Origin of the sequence: Solwaraspora sp. WMMA2056 (genome assembly GCF_030345095.1) — a bacterium.
Taxonomy (GTDB): Bacteria; Actinomycetota; Actinomycetes; order Mycobacteriales; family Micromonosporaceae; genus Micromonospora_E.
On sequence record NZ_CP128360.1, the window covers coordinates 559,934 to 583,268 of the forward strand.

Genomic DNA, 23,335 nt, shown 5'->3' on the forward strand with positions numbered 1-23,335 from the left:
GCGGGAGGGTCCGGTGGGGGTACGGCCTGGTGACTGGTCACCGCTCACGCTGTCGGGTGACCCCACACCCGGCGATCCGGACGTGCTGCTGCGCGTCGCCAGCTACATGGACGTCATGGCGGGCCACGCCAAGACCGCCGACGACGGGCTCGCGGCGGTGCTGCGGCAGAGCGGCGACGGGGCGTTCGTCGGCAAGACCGCAGACTGGCTGCGCGAACAGATCAGCAAGGAGATGAGCGGGTTCATCGCCGGGGTACGTACCGCCTTCTCCGCCGCCGGGCCGGCCGTCCGCACGTACGCCGAGGCGCTGCGCGAGGCGCAGGCAAAGGCGGACCAGGCGCTGCGCGACGCGGCCGGGGCCGGCGACGACGAGGAACGGATCAACGCCCTCAAGACCACCGCGGAGAACGCCGCCGCGGACGTCAAAACCGCAGCGGGTACGGCTCGCCAGGCCATTCTCGACGCCACCGGCCACATCAAGTCACCCGTGACGCCGAAGTCCGCCTGTGAGGTGTTCTGGGAGATCTTCACCTGGCTGACCCTCATCGTCACCGTGGTCGCGATCTTCGTCGGCGGCCCGCTCGGCCTGATCGCCTTCGCGATGAACGCCGCCCTGGCGGTGAAGGCGACCCTGGACTTCGCCATGGGCAAGACGAACGCGCTGGGTCTGGCGCTCGGCCTGCTCGGGCTGCTCGGCCCCAGCACCCGACCGCTGATCGCCCTCGGCGACCTCACCAAGCTGGCCACCACCGCCTGGCGCAACATCACCCAGTTCAGCCGGAACAGCTTCACCCTGGCGCGCGCCGGCATCAACGACTTCTGGCGGACGGTGTCGACGCTGAGCCTCAGCGGGGCCATGCGCGGCATCGGCGACATCGGGGTCACCCTGGCCAACTCGGTGAAGGTCGGCGCGCTGATGATCCCCCGGATCGTCGGCCCGATGGACGGACTGGCCGCTCGTGGATTCGTGACCCTGGAGAAGTTCACCCTGGTCACCGTCCCGGCGACGGTCGTCCGGTTGGGCACCGTCGGACAGCTGGGTCTGGTCAAGCTCGCGGGTGTGACGGCCGACGCGGGCCGGTTCATCGCCGCCAACGCCGTCAGGTTCGGCAACCTGATGGCGCGGGAGCTGGGCGGCTGGCAATGGCTACGGATCTTCCTGCCCTTGGCCGGTCATGAGATCCGCGCCGTCGGAGTGTCCGGGGCGTTCAAGCTCGGCGTGCTGGGTCGCGGTCTCGGACTGACCCGGTTCGACGGACTCGCGGCGCTCGGCGGCGGTGTCCGGCTCGCCAACGGCCTCACCACGGTGCACGTCGTCAAGCCCGGCGGAGCGCCACCGCCCGCCGGTGGAATCAACTTCAGTCCCAGCGGGCTGCACCTTCCCGACCTGATCGAGAAGCCGCTGATCGGCGCCCCGTCGGCGCAGCAGCTCAGCTTCTCGGCCCGTGGTCTCGACCTGTCCGCGGCACGTGGCGCGCTCGGCCTGCATGACCTCGCGGGGCTACGCGGCGTGCAGAACCTGGACGTACCGATGCCGAGGACGGCCGGCCCGGTCACCCCGATCCCCGCGACCAATCTGCCCGGTGCCGCGCACACGGTCGACCTGGGCCACATCTCCAGGCTCGAGGTGCCGACGGTCGGCCCGGTCGCGGGGATGAATCAGGTGATCATGCCCACGGTGGCCACACCGGGCGCGGTGACGTTGCCGAACATGCAGATCGGCAATCTCAGCGCCACCCTGAACCGGGGCGTCGGCGGCGTCGACGGGCTGGCGGATTTCGGTCGCGCCGAGCTGCGCAATCTGCACATGGGCGAGGTCAGCGCGGTCCGGGTCTCGGAGACCGGGGTGGCGTTCAACCTCGGCGCACCGGAGAAGGCGTTCGGTGACGTCAGTCTGGCCTCGCCCACGCCGACCCCCGTCTCGGCGCTCACCCCGACTCCGACTGGTTCGATCTCGCCGACGGCGCCGACGGGCATCACCCGGGTCGACGCTCCCGCGCCGATCGGGATGCAGCTCGGCAGGACCGCCGACGCGACCACCGTCCACCAGGCGCTGAACCTGCTCGACGAGCCTGGTACGGCCGCGCTCACCGGCCTGCACCGACTCGATCCGCCGACGGTCACCGTGCCCACCAGCCTCAGCCGTGACCTCTCGATGCCCGCCCCGCCCCGCCTGGATCTGGCCGGCGGCCCGTCGCCGCAGCAGCTCAATCACCTGCACGCGGTGGAGCAGCTCAAACAGGCACAGCACGCGCTGGCCAACGTCTCCGGGGATGCGTTGGCCCTGGCCCGCGCCGAAAAGGACGTCCGGGTCGCTGAGGCGCTGGTGCGTAGGACCGCAGACGGAGTCAAGGTCGAAGCCCGCGAGGTATCCAACACCGTCGACAACCCGGCGGCTAACCGCACCGGTACGGTCGCACCAGACCTCGCGGCGGCCAGACCGGCCGCCGACGTGGACCTCGCGGCGGCCAAACCGGCCATGACGGTGGACGAATCGGTGCAGGCGCTGCAGACCCGGCTGGACAACCTGCGCGGCCCGGACGCCCCCCGTACCGATTTCGCCGCGCTGGACCTGGAACATCGGTTCGCCCAGCTGCGCCCGACGGCCTCGGCCGACCTCGCCGAACTGCCTGCGGTCCCCACCCACCGGCCCGGCACCAGCATGGCGGAGCTGGAGAGCCGGCTGGCCGCGCTGCGCGGCACCGATCCGCCCTCCCCGGCGGCCCGCCAGTTGGAGCTTGAACACCGCTTCAACCAGCTCCGACCAGGCGGGGCGGTCGAACATCGCCAGGTCGACCCGGCGATGTTCCCGGACGTCCCCACGATCTCCCCGGCGGAGGCCACCGCCCGCGCGACCGCCGTCGAACGCCTGACCGATCTGGAAGCTCAGCTGGTCGCCGTCCGCGCCGAGGAGACTCCCCTCGATGTCGGTCCGACGCGCCTCGACGACGCCGGGTCTGCGGCCACGCCGCAGTCCGGCACGGGTCGACCGCAGACCCCCGACCAGACGGGTACGCCGGGCCGAGCTGAAGGGCCAACCGGTACGGGTAAAGACGACGGTCTGCTGAACCTGCCCAGCGTGCCACGCACCGATCCGGCGGCCACCCCCGGCGCGGAGGCACTCAGCCAACGGTTGACCGAACTCGTCTCCGACGCGCGGGGTGTCGACCTGCCCGGGTCTGAACTGAGGGTGCTGAGCACCGAGGTTCGTACGGCGATCGAGCAGGGCCGGCACGGTGACGCGGCCCGAGGGCTCAACACGCTGCACGACCGGATCGACCGGCAGGCCCTGTTCCAGCGGCTCGACTCGTACCGGGTGCACGTCGACGCCGGGCATCACCGCGCCGCGCAGCTGGGCATGGACAAGTCGACCTGGTTGCAACACGCCATCGACATCGAACGGGCGACCGCCGCCGGACGCACCTACGAACTGCACCGGCTGCTGAACGACTACGAGAACAGCCTCGCCGGCAAGCTCGCCGAGCAGAAGTTGCACGACCAGGTCGTACCCGACGGCGCGCCGGGCCGGGCTCCGGACGAGGCCGGGTCGACGGGCGACCTCGACGAGTTGCAGGCCCGCCTCGACGCGCTGCGTGGCGACCACACTCCCGACCCGCGACTCGCCGAGCTGGAACTGGAGCTGCGCTTCGCCAACCTGCGCGGCTCCGACGGCCCCGACGTAGCGCTCCCGGCGTTTCCGGAGCCACCCACGGCGCCGCCCACGTTGCCGTCGGGCGGCCTCGACGACCTGCAGAAGCGCCTGGACGCGTTGCGCGGGGACAGCACGCCGGACCCGAACCTGGCCGGCCTGGAACTGCGTCACCGGCTGGACGCGCTACGTGGCGTCGGGCCGGACACCCCACCGGTCAGGATCGAGGAACTGCCCGACGTACCGACGGTGCCGCCCGGCGCCCTCGACGACCTGACCGACCGGCTCGCCGACCTGCGCGCCCACCGGGAGGAAGTGCTCGGCATGCCGCCGGCGGAGCGGGCCGAATGGAGTGCCGAGTTCGCCCGGTCCGGCGACGAGGCCGCCGACGCGGCCGTGCTGGCCCGGTACGAGACGCGCATCGCGGCGTTGGAACGCGAGGCCCGCCTCGCACAGCTGCGCGACGGGACCGGTCCGCTCTCCGCCGACGAGTACCGGACCTGGCAGGACGCGCTCGTCCGGGCCGGCGACAATCAGGCCGACATCGATCAGGTGCTGTCCCGCTACGCCGCGCGGCTCGACGAGCACCGGCTGGACAGCACCACCCAGATCAACGTCGCGCTCACCTCCCCGGACCACCTCCGCCCACTCGATTCCCGCCTGGACGAGGCCCTCGGCGGGCTGTCCCAGGGCCTGCGCAACGACACCGCGGCGCGCTACACCACCCTCGGCGACCGGTTGGCCCAGCTACGCGGAGCCGACGCCACCGCGGTGTCCGGTCGGGCCGCAGACGAGCTACCGTCGCCCGGGCCGCAGGCTGCCGACTCGACGATCGGCCACCGGCTCGATGAGTTGCCGAGCCCGCCGCGCGACCTGCCGACGACCAGACCGGACCCGAACGCGGCGGACGCGGCGACCGGAACGAAGCTCACGGAAACCCCGGCGATCACCCCATCGGCGGAGACGCCTGCAGTCACCAAATCGGCGGAATCGCCGACGGCAACGAAGCCGCAGGACGCACCGGCCCGACCGACGCCGACGGCTGGCGACGAGGTCCTCGAACTGCCGGCACCGCGCCGCGTCGCCGACGATGCCTCCGCCACGCAAGCCGAGAAGCTGGTGACGCCGCCACGCGATCTGCTCGGCGACGGCCGACCCACCGGCCCGGCCCGGGTGATCGAGGTGGACGCCGAACGGTGGACGCCGTTCAAGGACGCGTTCCGCATCGAGCCCACCACCCCCGGCCAGCCGCCGAAGGTCACCCGGCCGCCGGCCAGCGGCGAGCGGGTCGGCGTCGGCTACCGCCTCACCGTCACCGAACAGGACATGCACGTCGCGCTCAAGCTGCACCTCGATGCCGCGCCCGGCGTCACGGCACGAGAGATCGCCGAGGTGAAGGCGCGCACCGTCGAAGGGCTGCAGCGGTACGTCAACGCACCCCAGCAGCACCTGCCGGGCTGGGACGTACCGATGCGGGTGACGGTGGACTTCGTCGACGACCCGGCCGATGCGCGCGGCACCATCACGGTCGCCCCGGCCGGCACGCAGATGTCCCAGCAGACCTGGGCGGCCGGCGCGTCGCCGGCCAAGTACGCCCACGAGATCGTGCACCAGCTCGGCGTGAAGGACAGCACGGCGCCGCCGAACGCGTTGCTGCGCGACACCCACCAGCCCGAGCACGGCGATCTGATGGGCAGCCACCCGCACGGCGTCGACGACTTCGTGTTGACCCCTCGGGCCCTCAGCCAGATCGCTGCGGTGCTCTCGCCGTACTTCTCGGGATCCACCGCCGCGCGGCCGGCGCCGGACCCGCTCACCGGCCACCTCGCCGAGGAGTTCTGGGCCTCCGGCGTGGACATCCCTCCCCCGGTCACCGAGGAGGCCGTGGCGCCCGCCCCAGCCAGGACGGTGTCCACCCCGTCGGGCCTCGCACCGGCGCCGCTGGCGGCCGTCGTCACGAGCAGCACCACGCCCAGGATCACCGTGACCGCGCCGGACGAGAGCATCGAGATGACGGTCCTGGCGCCGATCACGATGGTCGACAGCCCGCTGCCGGGCCTCTACAAGACCCGACCCGACCTGCTGTACACGTCGGAGACCATCGACGACCTCGACGGCCTGATCCGTGGACTCGAACAGAGCGTCGCCGACGCGGTGCGCGCCCGGGTGGCCGAGAAACTGCCGTTGGTGCCGGGGCTGTCGAAGCTCTCGGTGCAGACCGACGAGATCGGGCAGGCGCTACGCGACGATGGCAAGTCGTTCTTCACCACCGGTGGCCGTAGCTTCGACGTCCGCGACGGGCTGTTCGGTTGGCACCGGGTCACCGTCGTACCGACCTGGTCGCCGGCCGAGGCCAAGGTCATCGACCAGTCCGAGGACAAGGCGAAGTTCGACACCCGCAGTGACCAGTCCGCGGGAACCAAGCACGGGTCCACCAGCGGCGGCTCCGGGTCGGTCGGCGCCGGCACGATGTTCCCGCAGCGGGTCGGCTACGGCGCCGGCGGCTCCGTCGACGTCGCCCTCTCCCGGCCGCTGGAGTCGTTCGAGGACGGCGTCAAGCTGACCGACTCGCACAACGTCCGCAGCGGGTCAGCCTCCCACCTGGTGGCCGCGCCGGTCGGCTTCTCGGTCGTCGTGACGGACCCGGCCAGGCCGCTCACCGGCCCGAAGGCCGCCGATCGGCACGTTGGCGAACCGGTCCGGGCCGACGTGACGTTCCGCAGCGTCGACGACATCGCCAAGGCCACACCCCGCGAACCTGACTGGCTCACGGTCGACCCGAGCAAGCACACGTCCATGCTGGTCGAGAACTTCACACCGGTACGCATCCTGCGTGCGGACATCGGTCTGGCCGAGGGCGCCGACCCGACGGGGACCTGGAACGACGTGGTCGAGGATCTACTCGTCCTGCTGCAGCCCACCAAGGCCGTCGGGCCAGGCACTCTTGGGTCAGGGCAGGCCCGTGGCCTGTTCAAGGAGTCCGCCGTGCTCGGCAACCTCATGCCGGCCCTGGACACCGTCGTCCATCCGCCGACGATCACCAGCACCCACGGCGCGCACGCACTGTCACTGGAACTCACGGCGAGCGTGCCGAAGCTGTCCGTCCTGGCCGACGTCGCCAAGACCTCCTTCCGCTGGCAGCCGGGGCAGAGCGAGGCGACGAAAGTGGCCCATTCCAGCCGGGTCGGCATGGGCCTCTCTCTGGTTCCCGCCCGGTGGGCGTTCGGCCCTGGATACGTGCAGGCCCGACTCTTCGGTGGCTTCATCCGCTCGATGACCGCCTCCGCCAGCCAGGGCGGCACGTCCCGGACCGGTACCGAGTTCAAGGACATCGCCAACGTCCTGGTGGAGGCACACTTCCGGGTCACCGTCAACGCCGGGCTACGCGAGGTGCCCGGCAGCCGGTTGTTCGGCGAGGGCACCGTCGCACCGGTCACCGTTGATCTGGTGGTGCTCGGGCACCTACCGGCGGTTCGGGTCGCCCAGCTGCTCAATGACAACAGCGTGCTCGTCCCGTCCCCGACCCAGTGGTACGTGCCGCCGTACGCGCTCAGCGGTGGCGGACGGTCGGTGATCTACGGACTCAGCGGGTTCCAACAGCTCTATCTGGATGTGAACGGGCTGATCCGCCGCATCGAGGGTGGCTTCCTGCCCGAGTTCGGCACGTCCGGCAAGGTCAAACGGATGGCTACCAGCCGTGCCGCGATCGAACGGCAGGCCAACCAGGACGCGTTGGACCGGGCGCTGTCCATGCCCGGGTTGCGGCAGGGCAAGGGTGCCCTGTTCAAGACCGGTCTGATCGCCAGTCTCAGTCGCACCAAGAAGATCGGCACTCGGCACGTCATCGTGCACGTGACCGCCAGCTACACCAGAGCCTTCCAGCACCTCGGCACCAGCAAGGGCGACGCGGTACGGACCACTCACACCGACGCCTTCCAGGGAAAGATCAGCGCCGGCAGCCAGTGGCGAGGCGCCGTGGCGTTCGAGGGCGGTGGCGTCTTCCGGCTCACCGGCAGCACGGCCGGCGCGTTCGTACCTGGGGGCGCGGTGGAGGTACGTGGCCGATTCGATCGACGCAGCGGCGCGCAGCTCGGCGGCCAGGAAAGCCGACTCAACGGCGGCACCCCGGACTCCCAGGCGTTCGGCAACGACCTGCAGATCACCGTGCAGGTGTACGCGTACACGAAGCGTCTCGGCCCGGACCCGAAGTCCCGGGTCAGGTTCGGGCGGGTGATGCACCAGCGGCTGCCTCGGCCGGCCACCGACTCGGGCAGGGTGGTGAACCCGACCCACGAGCCGGCCGCCCTGGTCGCCGGAAAGAAGTTCACCCGGTTCCGACTGGTCGAGACCCGTCCGGTCACCGTACAGTTCGACAACGCCTCGGTGCTGGCCCAACCGGTCAGTCTGCCGACCACGTTGACGCCACGGCCCGATCCGTTGGCGGTGGACCGACGGACCCAGCTCAAGCTGGACGAGCTGCGTGACTGGGTCGACGCGGGACCGAAGTCGACCGTCAACCGCTGGCTGTCGGTAGAGGACTTCCCGGGTAGCACCTTCATCACCGCGCTTGCCAGGGATGCGCTGCACGCCGCCCAGCAGTACACCGACGCCGTGTCGCGCACCAAGTTGGGCGGCCTACGCGGCACGGACGGGCTGGCCGAGGGAATGCCGGTCTGGGCCAACATGATCGACCGGCTTGGCGAGTCGCGACAGAGCCACGGCCTTGCCGTGATGCTCGACGGCGTGTGGCACGTGGACAAGGTCACCTCCGCCGAGGAGGGCGCGGCCACCGACCTGGCCATCGCGGCCGTATTGACCAACCCGAAAGTGCTGCCGGCGTACGCCACCATCACCAACGAATCCGCCTCGGTCGGCTCGGTCGAGATCAGCGCCGACAAGACCGTCGAGAAGCAGTTCGCGATGCGCGCCAACTTCTCGGCGAACGTCCGGCGCGTCGGCACCAGCACCAGCACCACCCACGGTGGCGGCGCGGTCTTTCCCGCCACGTACGAGAAGGTGCTCTACGCCGGATCAAAGCGCGACACCGAGAGCATCAGTGGCGCGATCGAACGCAACGCCAACAACCGCAAGGGAAAGCAGCGGTCGTTCCTGGTCGCGTTCGACATGCGGGTGTCTGCGGCGGTGGAGATCACCAACGATCCGGACCGGTACGCCGTCATCCCACAGTCCCTGCGCAGCGGCGAGTGGTTGCATCACCACAAGTCGGTGGCCCGGCACGGCACCATCGCCAATGCGATCTTCCTGCGGCTGTCCGCCGCCACCATGGTGAAGCTCGGCCTGCTGCCGAAGTTGGCCGGAGACCCAGGCATGATCAGCCAACCGTGGTTGCCGACGATGCCTCCGACCCTGACCATGCTGCCCGGACGCAGCATCGGCCTGGGCCTCTACACCTTCGACGGGACCCCGACCCTGACCGAGTCGATGACCACCGTGCTCCGCACCGAGGCGGCCAAACTCGGCCCCGACAGGGGCATGGTCAAGAGCCTGCTCGACATGGTGCAGGGCCGGATCACGAACCGGTCGATCGGCAAGATCTCCGATTCGCTCTCCGGCCCGGGGCTGCACGACCCGATGCTGAACCGCCGTCGCCTGCTCTACCTGTTCACCGCCGACGGGCAGGCGCAGCACTGGTCCGCCATGACCGACGGCGGGGTGTCGGTGCTGCACATGAAGCCCGGCCGGATGACGCAGCGCTCCTGGGACGTACGGCTGATCGCCGAGCCCGTCGGCGAACCGACGGTCCTCGGCTTCGTCGCCGACCACGACGACCTGGACATCAAGACCACACACACCAGCGAGCAGGGCGTCACCAGACAGCGGATGCACGGCAGCACCTCCACCATCGGAGTCGCTGGCACCGGCGTCTCGAACCACCAGGGCGAGAACCTCGCGGTCGGCCTGGGAGACACCGTCGGGCAGGTGTCCCAGGTGCTGAACGCACAGAGCGACGGCTCCACGACGATCGACACGAACCTCAGTTCCGGTCGCGGGATCAAGGCCAAACTGGAGATCCCCACCAGGTACACCCTGGCCGTCTTCGACAATGGCGAGCGCGTCGACGGCGACCTGCTGGTCATCCACGACAAGGTGGTCCAGGACCGGTGGGCCGACGATCTCCGGCCGCCACGGTCCACCCCGGCGGGTACGCCCGTGCCCTATGAGGTCGTCGCGCCGGAGAAGCCGGCACCCGGCTGGCGGACGCACAACGGAATGCCGCTGCCGCCGCGGTTCAGCGCCGAGGACCTCAACCCGGTCGCCCAGGTGCAACGCCTCGTCGCGGACCTGTTGGCCGATGCCGCCAAGCGGCTCAAGACAACGGGGTACGCCGGCGCGCATCAGATCCACCAGAGCCTCACCCCGGAGATCCTGCTTCCCGGCCTGCCGAAGCTCATGACCGAAGCGGGCCTGGACCTGCCACCGGCGGTCAGCGCCCAGATCTTCGGGCAGAAGGCGGCGATCAACATCAAACTGCTGCCCGAGAGCGCCTCGCTCGGCGGCGTCAGCTCCGGCGTCTACCGGGAACACGCACCACAGCGCAGCGGTGGCTACAGCGCCGGCACCAGCGTCATCACCCAGAACCTGCGGATCCCCCGCATTCCGCTGATCGGCCGGGGCTTCGCCGACGACCCGTACCAGGCGTTGGAAGCCGGCGGCCCCGGCGTCGCCGCCGGTGACACCCAGGCCGCTGACGAGAGCGGCGGCAACGCCACCAGCGACCTGGGCAACGTCAAGCCGGAAAGCCGCTCGGCCTCCGTCGACTACCTGAGCCGGGTCGAGATCACCGTCTCGCTGTCGTACTCGCTGGCACCAGCCAAGACGGTCACCAGCTCCAGTCAGCCGGACGAGTTGGTGAACGTCTCGTTGCGGATGGGCCTGCATGACGCCCGGACGGCGCTGCACATCCCGAAGGACGGCACAGCGCAAGCCAAGGACTCGCCCGGCCGGATCGCCGCCTTCGACGAGATCGTCGACCATGAGGCGAAGCTGGCCAAGGCGGCGGAGAACTTCGTTTCCGCAGCGGACAAACTCGACCAGGCCCGCTACGACGCGTACACGGCCCCGGAGGGCAGCCCCGCACGCGTCGCCGCCGAGGCCACCTTGCCCGGGTTGCACGAGGACTGGGACCGGGCCGGTAATGCCTGGTGGGAACTGTTGCAACGGCACCACCAGCTACTGGACGACTTCCGGCACCGGTACGTCGGAGTCCCCAAGGGCACCTCGGGCACCGACGCGGCCGCCCTCGCCAAGCACATCCACACCAACAGTGGTCCCCAACCGACCGGCACCGCCACACACCAACTTTCGACCGGCACCACCACACACCCACCGGCGACCGGCATCACAGGAAGACCGACGGACGGGCCGCAGGTACTTCCGACCCCGGGCGGCGGGTACTGCCAGCTCTACTCCACTGTCGGCAGCGCTCCCGAGCTGGTCAGCGCTCAGCTCGCCGCCGCAGGGCTCGGCTCGCCTGCCCTGCACGCCTGGCTCGGCGACCCAGCGGCCGTCCGTGCACAGGTCACCGCCTGGGCTGCCCACGGGGGTGGGTTGGTGCCGTCGACCAGCCAACTCGGTCAGGCGGCAGAACTGCTCCGCCGCCTGGTCGAACGGTATCTGCAGACCGTCGGCCCGGACGGCGTGCCAGCGGCAGCGCTGGAGGGGTACCGGAACAACCGGGTGCTGCAGTTGCGCACCGAGGTGGACGCGATGAACCGCGACACCCTGCTGGGCCGGCTGCGGGACGCGGGGATCACGAGCCTGTGCGACCCCGGCCTGCCACCGGCCACGCAGATGCGCGATCTCTACCTCGGTCAGCGGACCGCCGACCTGGTCGCCGCAGGGTGGGACCCGGCGGAAGCCCGCGCCCATGCGGAAGGCCAGGTGCCTCTCAAGCCCACGACGGACGGCTCACCGCCCCGCAACCTGGCCGACGAGGCGCTCTCGATGCGGGCCATGTTCGACTACCTCACGGCCAGCGGTCATCCCGTCGGACTCCAGGCACTCACCGACGGCACGCTGCGCGACCAGCTCGTGACGCACCTGCTCAGCCCGCTGCGACCGGCCGACGCCAGCGAGTTCGCCGCCCTCTCCGAGGCGGTCCGACACTGGGAAGTCCACTGGCAGGATCCGGTCGGTGAGGCATTCGCGGGTCTGTTGGCGGCCGCGTTGGACGCCCGGATACGCATCCACGCACCCGGACACACTCAGACGCTCGGCCGCGACTCCGCGCCCCTGGTCGACGTGTACCGGCGGAGCGACCACTACCAGGCGATGGTCAGGCAACAACCTGCCCCGGTGGAGTCGGCACCACCGGGCAAGCAGCCAGCGGGCAAGCAGCCAGCGGTCGAGTTGGACCAGCTGAGCGGCCCTGCCGTCGAACCGAAGGGCGCCAAACCGTTCGAAGTCGATCCGCCCGGTCCGGCCGGCGGGCAGAGCATCAGCGGAGACACGCTGCGAAACCAGCAGGTGCGTGTCAACCCGGCCTGGATGCCGCTGTCCGACTTCACCCCCGAAATCTACGCCGGCCGGCCGGACGCCCACTGGCACTACGTCGTCACAGAATCCGACGACATCATGATCGGCAGCGAGGAGATTCTCACCGTCGTCTCCGCCAAGCAGCTCGACGACCTCCACGCCGCGATGCGCACGAAGCACCCCGACCTCACTCTCGACCAGCTCAGGAACAGCATCAACCAGCAAGGCCACCCCACCATCGGCGTACGCTTCGACAACGAGGGCCGCGCCTACGTGGGCAAGGGACGAATCAGTGGCGAACTACGCCGTGACCCGGCCACCGGACGATGGATCGTCGACGACAAGTCCGGCCGCTACATGAGTGAGAAGATCCGCCCCGGACTCGACCCCGCCGACGTCAAACGCTGGCTCGACGGCGTTGCCACAAGACTGAGCGAACAGATGGGCGTACCCGTCGAAGCCCGCCCCTACAAACACACCACCACCGCACCAAAAGTCACCCAAGCCACCGCACCACCACCGGCACCGCCGGAACAAGCGACGGCACCGCCGGCACAAGTGACTGACCCGCCGACGGCTGTACCCACCACTGTCGCCAGGACGACCGACGCCGCCCCGCCAGTGGACGATCTGCGCATGCGATGGGTGGAGTTCAAGGCGCAGCGTATGCAGGCCGAAGGTACCGACCCGGTCGCGTCCACGATCCTCGCCAACGGATTGACGGCCGACCGCGAGACGATGCTGGCCGATCTGGCGACAGAGCACGCCCACCCCCACGAACACACCGCGCCACCACCCTCGGCCACCGAAGCCGCGCCACCCGGACCAGCGGGTACGGTCTCTCAGAGCATCCCGCCCGCAACGCTCGACTCGTCGCTGGTACCGACGAGCGACAGGACTGACGGACGAGCCAGCTCCGCACCGGTTACCGGGGACAAGGAGGTGCCGTCGCGCGCCGCCGTGGAACCTCCGGCGGTCGCGGATGAAGCGCGCGAAACGGTCGGTACCGCCCCCGACCCCGAGCCCACAGCGATCGCCAGCGGCCAGCAGCCGGCGGCCGGAACCCAGGTCGGGCAGGAGGCCCTCCCGCCTGCGCGGCAGACCGGAACCACCGAGGCGGTACGGGACGCGGAGCCGGCGACGGACGGCGGCCGGGTCCTGCACCCCGTTCCGTCCACCGCTCCCGATGCCGTGGTCGTTCCGCCCGGCGGGTCCGAGCTGGCAGACGTCCCGGATCTGGCACATCCGTCGACCGGCGGCGGCTCCGCCCCGAGCCAGCCAGGTGGTGATCGTGCCGACGACACGACTCCGACGGTTACGCAGGACAGCGCGCAGACCGGTCCGGCGAACCAGCAGGGCGCGGGCAGCGAACCGACGCTGAGGCTGCGGGGCGGCGGCTCGGGCGGGTCGCTGCCGACCCTGATGAGCCTGTTCTCGGGCGCTCGGGCGCGTAGCGGGATGTTCACTGCCCCGGACGCCGCCCATTTCTACGAAGAGGCAAAGCGGATCGGCTGGAACGCAGCGGGCGACGACCGCGTCGCGCAGGCACTGCACAGGTTGGGCCGGCAGACCGGGCTGCGGTCGGCGCAGGACAAGGCCCGGGAGTTCGTCTGGCATGTCGTCACCACGGGTACGCCCGTTCAACCCGACATCGTGATCGACGACTCGCATCTCTTCGAAGCGGAGGTGCACGGACAGACCATCCAGGTCCGGGCCAGTGTGGAGGAGGACCCGGCGGGTCGGGTGGTACGGGTGGTGCGTGCGCAACCACCGTTGCCGCTCGACACCCACGTGGCCGCCCTCGTACAGGCAGGGTGGACGGTGGTGACCGGCGACGGCGGCACCACCATCGACCCTGATGCCCAGCTGGTGCACGTCGACCCCGCCGACGCACAGGTGCACTCGGCGCTGCACGACATTCAGCAGATCGCCACCGACTCGCTCGGCGCCACCCACCTTGCCTACACCAACCGCGTTCTGGGGGCGGAGGCGCTCCTCGCTGAGGTGCCGACGTTGGTGGAGCAGGACAACAGACGGCTTGTCGACAACGAAATGGGCAGCGTGATGGACGCCTGGCGGCGCCTCGACCGCCGGATGAGTTGGCTGCTGCACACGCCCAGGCCACGCGGATACGAACGGCTGGTGCAGATGCCCGCCGGGCATCACGCCAATGCCTCCTTCGAGCGCTGGCGCTGGCAGTTGCGGCTGCGGTACGACCTGGACGCCGACCGTTCGCGGGATGTGCTGGTCCACGAGAAGTTCCACTCGACGCAGGAAGCGACCGTGGCACGGTGGCGGGTGGCCGAGACCGGCGACCCGGGCGTGCTGGCTGGGCTGATCAAGGATCCGGAGGTGCAGCGCGAGCTACTGGAGGGGCCGGAGAGCCAGCTCGACGCTTCGCAGCGGGAGGTGGCGGAGCTGCTGTCGCGGCACGGGCTGAATCACCCCGACCGGGCCGCGATCTACCAGCTTCTCGCTGAGCGAAGCGATCTGATGGCCCAGATGCGGCGGTGGTCGGCAGCGGCAGCGGACAGCGCGGCCGGCGAGCGGCTCCGAGAACGCGTGCAACGTGCGGCGAGCCAGGTCGGAACACTCGAGTGCACGGTATGGGCCCTGTACCTGAGCCTGTTGCATGAGGCCCAGGCTTTCCTACTGGGCCTGTGGATCCAGGAGGCCGGGTCGGTGCACCGTTGGGGGGCGGCGGCCGCTCAGCTGCCCCCGACCGACGGGTACGACAGCATCCCCCTGGGCACCCCGGACAAGTACCCCCACATGCCCGCCGGGGCCGCAGGGGTCTTCCTCCGACCGTCGTCCTCGACGACGCAGGCGCCGACCCGGCTGCCACGACGGGAGGGCATGCTCCTGGTGGTTCAGGTCACCGACGCCGCCCAGGCCGACCGCGTGCTGCGCCGGCTGCGGGACGACCTACCTGCGGGAACCATGGTGGAGTTGCTGACTGCCGCGCCGATCAGCGCCCTGCGGGCGGTGGAACTCGCCCAGGTGCTGGGCGGCGATCGGGTGCTCGCGCTCGACGTCGACCTGGTCGAGCCGACCGGGGCGGTGGCGGATCACTTCGTGGCCCGCAGTCGGGATCACCGTCCCTCCCTCGGCCCCGGGGCCCGCTACTACACGGTGCACACCGAACCGCAGCAGTCCGTACTGGACTTCGAAATGGTCGCCGTGCACCGCGTCGGCCCGGGCCGGCACCAGCTGATGCCGGGTTGGCATGTGCAGACGGTCGGCCAACGGGTGTGGATCGGGCCGGCGGACGAGTCGCCGGCCGTACTCGACGACGACCCGCCAGTGGTGATCGGGCTGCCGTCCCGGCAGACCCCGTGGCCGGTATGGGTGCTCGGGACGTGGATCGGCCGCGCCCTGGCCAGCCACGTCGGCGCCACGACCGAATCGGGATTCGTGCGGGTGCATCGGCCGGAGCCCCGACCCGTGGTGCTGCCGGAGGCCACCGGCGACCTGCTGCATCCGGTCAGCGACGTCGAGCGTCGGACCGTCGCGGTGGCCTTCGGATCGGCGGCGGTAGTGGACGAGGTCGGCCACTTACCAGCGGCGACGGGCGGCCCCGACCTCGGTTTCACCGGTCACGACCTGGTTGCCGGGCTGCTGGACGTGGCGGGTGCCGCAGCGGCCGAGCAGAATCCGTCGGTCCTGGTCGCGGCGCTGGACGGGCTGGCCGCGCGGCTCGCGGCGGTCGCGCCGGCGACGGGCGCGGTGGGCGAGCAGGCCGCCCGGCACAACCTGCTTGCCGCCGGCTACCTGGTGGCCCGCGCGCACGGGGTGTTCGAACTGACGCCGCAGCGCCTGGCGGCGGCGTACCGGGTGCTGGCGGCATACCACGACGACGGCCGGTTCCTCGCCGGAGAAACCGCGCTGGAACAACTGCTACGCAGCGTCAACTCCGACTGGTACGGCGATGTCGATCCCACGCGGCTGCAGCGGCTGCTGGAGCTGAACCAGAACGGTGGCCTGGACAAGGACGACCTGGAAGATCTCATCGAACGGGACGACATGTGGCTGTCGATCTGGCTACGTGATCTCCAGCCGATCGACCACGCGGCCGGTGTCTGGTCGATGGGCGGCACCGGCCTGAGCCCGGTCCCGCCCGCCGCCGAAGGCGAACTGGTCGTCGTCTACCGGGCCGGACCAGACCTGCTACCGCTGCCACCGGCCGGCTCCCCGGCGCATACCTGGGTCCCGACCGGGCCTGCGCTGCTGGCGCAGCTCGGCGGCATGCTGGGCCGGTACCTCGGCGAGGGGGCCTGGATCCGGCTCGTTCCGGTGGTCGACGAGCCGGTCGACCCTGACCTGGCTGGTCGCCTCGCGGAGGGCCTCGCCGCGCTGCACCGGCGACGAGCCGACCGCATCACCCTGGGCGCGCCGGTGGAGCCATCCGTCGACATCCGCAAAGCGTGAAGATGCGGTCCGGCTGGCGACTCCGGGCCGACGGGAATCCTCAGGCCGCGTTGCCGGTCACGCCGTACCGGCTCAACACGCGTTGCAGTTCCCGGGTGGCGTTGTGGGTGCGTGACTTGACGGTCCCCGGGGGTACGCCCAGCAACCTGGCCACCTCGCGGTGCGTACGGTCCTGGTAATAGACGAGGAACAGCGCCTCACGGTGCACCGCCGAGAGGCTACGCAGCGCGGGGCCCAGCGTCGCCCGGTCCAGGGCGGCGTCGTACAGGCTCTCCGCCGGCTGCCAGGCGGTGGCCGTGACCTCCTCGGCGACCTCGGCGGGGCGGGCCGTCACCCGCCGGGCCTGGTCGATGCTGAGGTTGTGGGCGACCCGCGACAGCCAGGCCTGTGGCGACCGGGAGCTGGCCACCGAGGCGAGATTGCGCCAGGCCCGCAGCAGCGTCTCCTGGACCAGGTCCTCGGCACGGTGCGGATCGCCGGGCACCAGACGCCGGGCGTACCGGCTCAGCAGCGGTCGGCTCTGCGGCACCAGCACCCGCTCGTACCAGGTCACCAGTTCGGCGTGGGTCGGCTGACGATCGCCCTCGGTGGTCTCCATCGGACACCTCATCTCTGGCCGCAGGAACCGGTCAGGCCACCGAACTGGCGGCGGGTACGTCGGACGCGGTGAGCCGCAGCAGGTCTTCGGTTGACGGGTCGACGAGATCGGCGACCCGCTGCGCCTGGTGTTCGGTCATCCGTTGAAAGACCTGCCGCGCGGCGCGACCGTTGCCGAACCCGTGGCCGTGGTCGATCGCGGCGAAGAGGTCGTGTACGGCGGCACGCGCGTCGTCGGCGAGCTGGTACTCGTGCTGTCGGCACTGGGCCTCGACGATGGCGGTCAGCTCGGTGGACCCGTAGTCCTCGAAGGTCAGCGTCCGGGAGAACCGGGACGCCAGGCCTGGGTTCGAGGCGACGAAGCGGCTCATCTCCAAGGGGTAGCCGGCCACGATCACCACCACGTCGTCGCGGTAGTCCTCCATCAGTTTGACCAGCGTGGCGATCGCTTCCTGCCCGAAGTCGTTGGTGTGACCCGGCGGGACCAGCGAGTAGGCCTCGTCGATGAAGAGCACACCGCCGAGGGCCCGGCGGAAGACGGCCTGGGTACGGGGTCCGGTGTGCCCGACGTACTCGCCGACCATCGTGGTCCGGTCGGCCTCGACGAGGTGGCCGCGCTCCAGCATGCCCAACGCGGCGAGCAGCCGGCCGTAGAGGCGGGCCACGGTGGTCTTGCCGGTGCCGGGATTGCCGGCGAAGACCAGGTGCCGGCTCAACGGCGGCGCGGCGAGCCCGGCCTCCCGGCGCCGGCGTACCGTCTGCATGAGTTTGATCTGTGCCTGCACATCCTGCTTGACCCGGTCCAGGCCGACCAGCGACTCCAGCTCGGCCAACAGTTCCGGCAGGTCCGCCTCGGTAGGTCGGGCCGCCTCGGTCGGGGCTGTCTCGGTCAGCGACCCACCGGCCGCCGAAGCCCCGGCCATCGCCGGAACGCCGGGTTCACCGCTGGCGGCGAGCGCGGTCGGCGGCAGCAACGACCTGGCAACCTCGGTCAGCCGGATCTCCTCGAAGACCGGCTTGGCCTGCGGGTCCACGTCGACGTCGAGTTCGGTGTCGCGGATCCGGGCACGCACGACGACCGGCGTCGCCCCGGGACCGACGTGGATCGCCGGGTACGCGCTGTCGGTGAACACGCAGTCGACGTACCGGCCGCCGCCGCCCTCGGCGACGAACAGCGCGTTCTTCGCGCCCGCCGTGCACGACGTGCCGGTCACCTGAGGGCTGGCACCGGTCCACACCACGATGCCGGAGCCCTCGGCATCACGCACCGCGCACCGCTCGACGGTCCCCCCGCTGTCCTGCTCGAAGACGATCCCGGCGGTGCCGGCGCGGTCGATCCGGCAGTCGGTCAACTCCACGGTGGCACCGCCGCCGACCTGAACGCCGGCCCTGCCGCTGGCGTCGACCACGCATCCGGTCAGCCGTACCGGCCGGTCCGAGCCGACGACCACCCCGTTGCGGTTGCCGGCCAGCACGGTGTCCGTGGCCGTCACCTCGGCGCTGTCGGCGGTGCTCACCCCGGCGAGCCCGCAGCCGCGCACCCAGCCGCCGGTCAGCTCGACGCTGCCGGATCCGATGGCGTGCAACCCGTGCTCCGCCGACGGACCGACCAGGGCACCGGTGGCGGTCAGCCGGCCGGCACCGCCGACGTGCAGCACGCTGTAGGTCGAGTCGCCCAGCGCGGCGTCGGTGACTGTCACCGATCCGTGGTCGGTGACGAGGATTCCGTTGCCTGCGCAGTCGCGCACCGACCCGGCGAAGATGCCGACCTCGGCCCGGTCCCGGCACACCACACCGGTCTCGCCGGCGCGCCCCACGTCGCAGCGGGTCAGGACCAGCTGCGACCGGTCGGCGGCGACCACGCCCGCGGCGGCCGGGTCGGTCACCCGGCACCCGGTGAGATCCACCCGCGCCGCGCCGAAGGCGTACACCGAGTCCCCGCCGCTGCGACTCACTGCGACGTCCCGCCCGCTGACCGACGCCGACTCCTCGGCACGGAGCCCGTTGCGTCCGGCTGCGACGACCGTGCAGCGGACCAGTTCGATCCGGGCGGTGCCACGGGCCCGTACGCCGGAGCCGGTGACCGAGTCGATCCAGGTGTCCTGCATGGTCGTCTGCGCCGACTCGCCGACCACCACACCTATCCCGTCGACCTCGGTGACGACGCACCGCTCGAGCCGGACCACGGCGTCGCCGGTGGCGTACAGTCCGGCCAGCCGGGCACCGGTCAGCCGGCAGTCGCGCAGCGCCGCGTCGGCGTTCCCGGTGATCTCGATCCGGCCGCCACGCAGCTGGCAACCGACGAGTTCCACGCTGCCGCTCTCGATCCGCAGCAGCGGCTCACCGGGGTCGCCGCCGACCAGCGTCAGATCGGTCAACGTCGCCGCGGCGGTGATCCGTACCGAGGTACGCAGCAGCACCGACACGCTGCCCGGCCCCTGCTCGGCCCGGACCCGCGCCGCAGTGTCGACGAGCAGTTCCTCGTGGTACAGACCGGGCGCCACCAACACGGTCTGCCCGCCCGACGCTGCCCGCAGGCCGGCCGCGATGCTGCGCGCGGCCCCTCGTTCGCCGGGTGCCACCCGGACGACGTTCGGGTCGGCACCCGGCCGGCGGACCTTCAGTCGAACCATCTTTCGCCCCAGCCGGAGACCGTCGGAACCGGTGTTCACGGCTTTCCGCTGTGCACCAGTTGGTCCACGCCTGCGGCGCGGCCGTTGAACGGGTCGTCGGCCTGCTCCAGCGTCAGCCGGCGACGCCTGCTCGCCGCCCGGAAGCGGCCCCAGAGCCGCCCGCCGGCAAACAGCGCCCCGAGCCCGGCGAACACCGCCAACACCGCCGGCCAGGACACCGATCGGGATCCTTCGCCCCGCTCGGCGACGGCTGCGGGCAGTCCTTCGTCGACCAGCCGGTCGGTGACCGCCGCGTACGGATCGAGCCGTCCGATGCTCTCCGCGCCGTCGTCGGCTGGCCGGTCGGCGGAGACGACGAGTTGCCGGCCGGTCTGTTCCCCGGACAGCCCGGGGTGGGCCGAACGCACCAGCGCCGCCGCGCCCGCGACGAACGCGGCAGCGTACTCCGTACCGGTGCCGACGTAGGCCCCGGTGCCCGCCGCGCTGATGCTGCGGATGCCGGCCGCCGGCGCGAGCAGGTCCACCGTGCCGGCCGGGTAGTCGGCGATCGGTCGCTGGTCGGGGTCGAGCCCGCCGACGCGGAGCAGACCGTTTCCGGCAGGGATGGCCGATCCGGCGGCAGAGACCGGCACCACCACGACCGCGCCCCAGCCGATCGCTTCGTCGACCGCGGAACGGACCGTAGGGTCACTGACGTCGACGGACGCACCGAGCAGGATCACCTTCGCCCCGGTGGCCACCGCGACCTCGATGGCTGTCACGGCCGCCGGTGGGCTCGCCGGGACGCCCCGGTCCACCAGCCGCACCGGAACGATCATGGCTTTCGGCGCCATCCCCACCAGGTCGCCGCCGCTGCCGTCGTCGGCGGCGACGATACCCGCCAGTGCGGTACCCGAGCCGACGCAGTCCGTGTCACCCGGGCCTCTGCCGGACACGATGTCCACGCCTCGACCGAGCCGGTCACCGAGCTCCGGCCGGCCCGCAGCGACGCCCGAGTCGACGACGGCCACCGAAACGCCGGCGCCGGTGGCGGTCGGCCACACCCGCTGCGGTGCCACCAGCCGCTGTCCCCAGTTCGCGTCGGCCGGAGCGGTCGCGACGACAGTCGGCCGGCAGTCGGTGTGGTCGGACCCCGCGGAGCCGGATTCCGACCGCTGACCGGCCAGGGGCAGCGCGCTCCGCTCTGGATCGCTGGCCGGGTTCGCCGGGGCCGGATTCGCCGGGCGGTCGATCGAGTCGGACGGTGTGGGCAAACCAGACGGTTCAGGCGACGATGTCGCGCCAGGTTTCACCGCCGTCGTGGTCGGCAGCGCCCCGTGCCGCAGTCCGGTGCCGATCGCGTCCCAGGGCAGCACGAGGTGCCAGCCCTCGTGCAACTGCCCGGGATCGGTCAACCGACCGCCGTCCGGCTGCTGCCGCCCGGAGTTGAGTACCAGGATCTCACCGGCTCGCTCGGCGTCGCCGAGGAACCGGTCGGCGATCGCCCAGAGTGTCTCCGGCTTGCCCTGGTACGACGCCAGCACCGTGTAGTAGAGGACGTACCGCTCCACCCGCTGGTCGGCCGGCGCGGCCGGTGCGGCCCGGACGTAGGTGACCGCGCCCGTCGCGGCCGCTGTCACCGCCATGAGCGTCGCCAACCCGGTCAGGGCCGTCCGGGCCAGGGTCGCGGTCACCAGTTGGCCTTCCGGATCAGCGCCCAGTCGTGGTCGTCGTTCGACCGACAGCCGAACACCTCGAGACGAAGGCCGGTTCCACCACTCGCATAGCCGGGAACGTCCAGGCAGAGGTTCGAGGCGGTGTTGATGATCCGGTAGTACTGGACGTTGCCGGACTTCACCGTGGGGTGCAGCAGCCAGTACTGGTTCTCGTCGTCGAAACAACCGGTCTCGTTGAGCGGTGTCGCTGGCGAAACCGAGCCCTTGCCCGGCAGGTCCAGGCAGTACTGGGAGGTGACGCTACGAATCCAGTACAGCTGGTTACCGGAACCGTCGACCCGGCGCGGGACGAAGGCGTACTCCTGGTTGTCAGGAGTGTGCGGGTAGCAGAGGTCCTGCAGGACCGGCCCGTCGCGCGGCCCGGGGCCGGCCCCCGGAACGTCCACGCACATCTCGGTGCCGAGGTTGTAGATGAAGAACGGCCCGTACGAGCGGTTGGTTCCATCGGCGTCCTTGGCCTTGACCGGCGGCTGGTCGGAGCCGGCCGGCTCCGGGGCGCTCGACCGCGTCGCCGTCGGCGAAGGTCGGGGTGCCGTCGGCGCAGGGGTCGTCACGCCAGGGCTCGCCCCCGGCGACCGCTCGGGCCCAATGGTCGGGCTCGGCGACGGATCGGCCGACGGCGACGGATCGGCCGGCGGGGCCAGCCGAGGATCCTTCGCATACTCGGCCTCGAAGTGGCCCACCTGCTCGGCTAGGACGATGATTCGTTCACCGCCCGGCACGTCGGCCAAAGAGCGGATCGTCGTGTCGCCACGCAGGAACGACGCCAACGCGAGCGGGTAAGCGTCCGGGCCGGTCCCGGGCAGGGCCTCCAGCAGGGCACACATGGTCTCGGCGAGGGCCGGCACCGCCGAGGCAGGGGTCCACGGTGAGGACTCCGCCGACGGCCGTACGTAGGTCACCCACACCTCGGGCAGAAACTGCGCGATGCCCTGTTCGCCGGTCGGGCCGAGTCGCTGCGGGTCGAATTCGGAGGTGGCCATGAGCTGCGCGGCGACCCGAGCAGGGGGCATCTGCGGGCAGACAGCGCCGGCGGTCTGGATCAGTTCGAGGTACGCGTCCGGCACCGGCAACGGCGCGGCGTCGGCGACCCGCTCCCCGGTGACCGGCACTGTCTCCACGGGCGCGGCTTCCCCATCTCCGCCGAAGGCCGGCTGCAACGCGTACCAGGTGGCGTACCGCTCCACGGTGTCGACGTACTCCACGGCCCCGACCGGCACGTCGCCAGCCTCGACGACGGCCTCGACACCGACCCGGTGCGCCGCCAGCGCCAACTGCCACCGGTCGCCGTCGAGTTCGAGCACCCGCAACTGGCCGACCAGTTGGCACATGTGGTGGGCGAGTGCGGTGATGCTGGCCGACCGGTCGCCCGGTCGTGCCCCGTCCCACGGCGCCCACTTCTGCCACACGGTCGGCACCAGCCCGGCGGCGCCCTGCCCCCCGACGGCCTGCACTGCCTCGACCGGGGTCGCCGAGAACCGGGACGCGGCCATCACCTGACCGGCCAGCCGCGCCGGGGTCAAGGTGGGGCATGAGCTGGCTGCCTCAGTCAGCAGCCGGACATCCGCGTCGGAGATCGGGCTGCCAGGTAGTGGTTCCCTGGCGTCGGCCCGGCCAGGTGCCAGGGAGGCGGTCAGGGTGATCATCGCGACCAGGCCCAGGGCCACCCCCACGAACGCCCGGTTGCGGACCCTGGTCGACATGTCCATTATGGCCACCAACCTTCTCGGTCCTACCTCAGAAAGACTCGCCGCGTGCCCGGAGTGGATGCGCCGACCGGTCAGGCCGACCTGTCGCAGGCTAGATGTGCGCAATGT

The 23,335-nt window shown here is 71.1% G+C and carries 5 protein-coding genes; 1 reads left to right on the top strand and 4 read right to left on the bottom strand.

The genetic code is table 11. The features are described 5' to 3' along the window. Positions 1–13: 13 nt before the first annotated feature. The gene (locus O7608_RS02640; RefSeq protein WP_289208466.1) at positions 14–16,573 is read left to right on the top strand and encodes a hypothetical protein; all 16,560 of its coding nucleotides are present in this window, start codon (positions 14–16) and stop codon (positions 16,571–16,573) included. Between the two features lie 40 nt (positions 16,574–16,613). On the opposite strand, the gene O7608_RS02645 is transcribed toward O7608_RS02640, so the two are convergent. Genes O7608_RS02645 through O7608_RS02660 form a run of 4 tightly spaced genes read right to left on the bottom strand, consistent with a single transcriptional unit; the run spans position 16,614 to position 23,227 of the window. Continuing rightward, positions 16,614–17,171 carry a sigma-70 family RNA polymerase sigma factor gene (locus O7608_RS02645; protein WP_289208467.1) on the bottom strand — a complete coding sequence of 186 codons (558 nt, stop codon included), beginning with the start codon at positions 17,169–17,171 and terminating at the stop codon, positions 16,614–16,616. Between the two features lie 31 nt (positions 17,172–17,202). Next, positions 17,203–19,803 (bottom strand): right-handed parallel beta-helix repeat-containing protein, encoded by a 2,601-nt coding sequence (locus O7608_RS02650; RefSeq protein ID WP_289208468.1) that lies wholly within the window; start codon positions 19,801–19,803, stop codon positions 17,203–17,205. 35 nt (positions 19,804–19,838) lie between these two features. Continuing rightward, positions 19,839–21,476, bottom strand: a complete 1,638-nt coding sequence (locus tag O7608_RS02655) for a S8 family serine peptidase (protein ID WP_289208469.1) — start codon at positions 21,474–21,476, stop codon at positions 19,839–19,841. Next, a complete protein-coding gene (locus O7608_RS02660; protein WP_289208470.1) occupies positions 21,473–23,227 on the bottom strand; it encodes an RICIN domain-containing protein in 1,755 nt (584 codons plus the stop codon). Before O7608_RS02660 ends, O7608_RS02655 begins: the two co-directional genes overlap by 4 nt. Positions 23,228–23,335 lie beyond the last annotated feature (108 nt).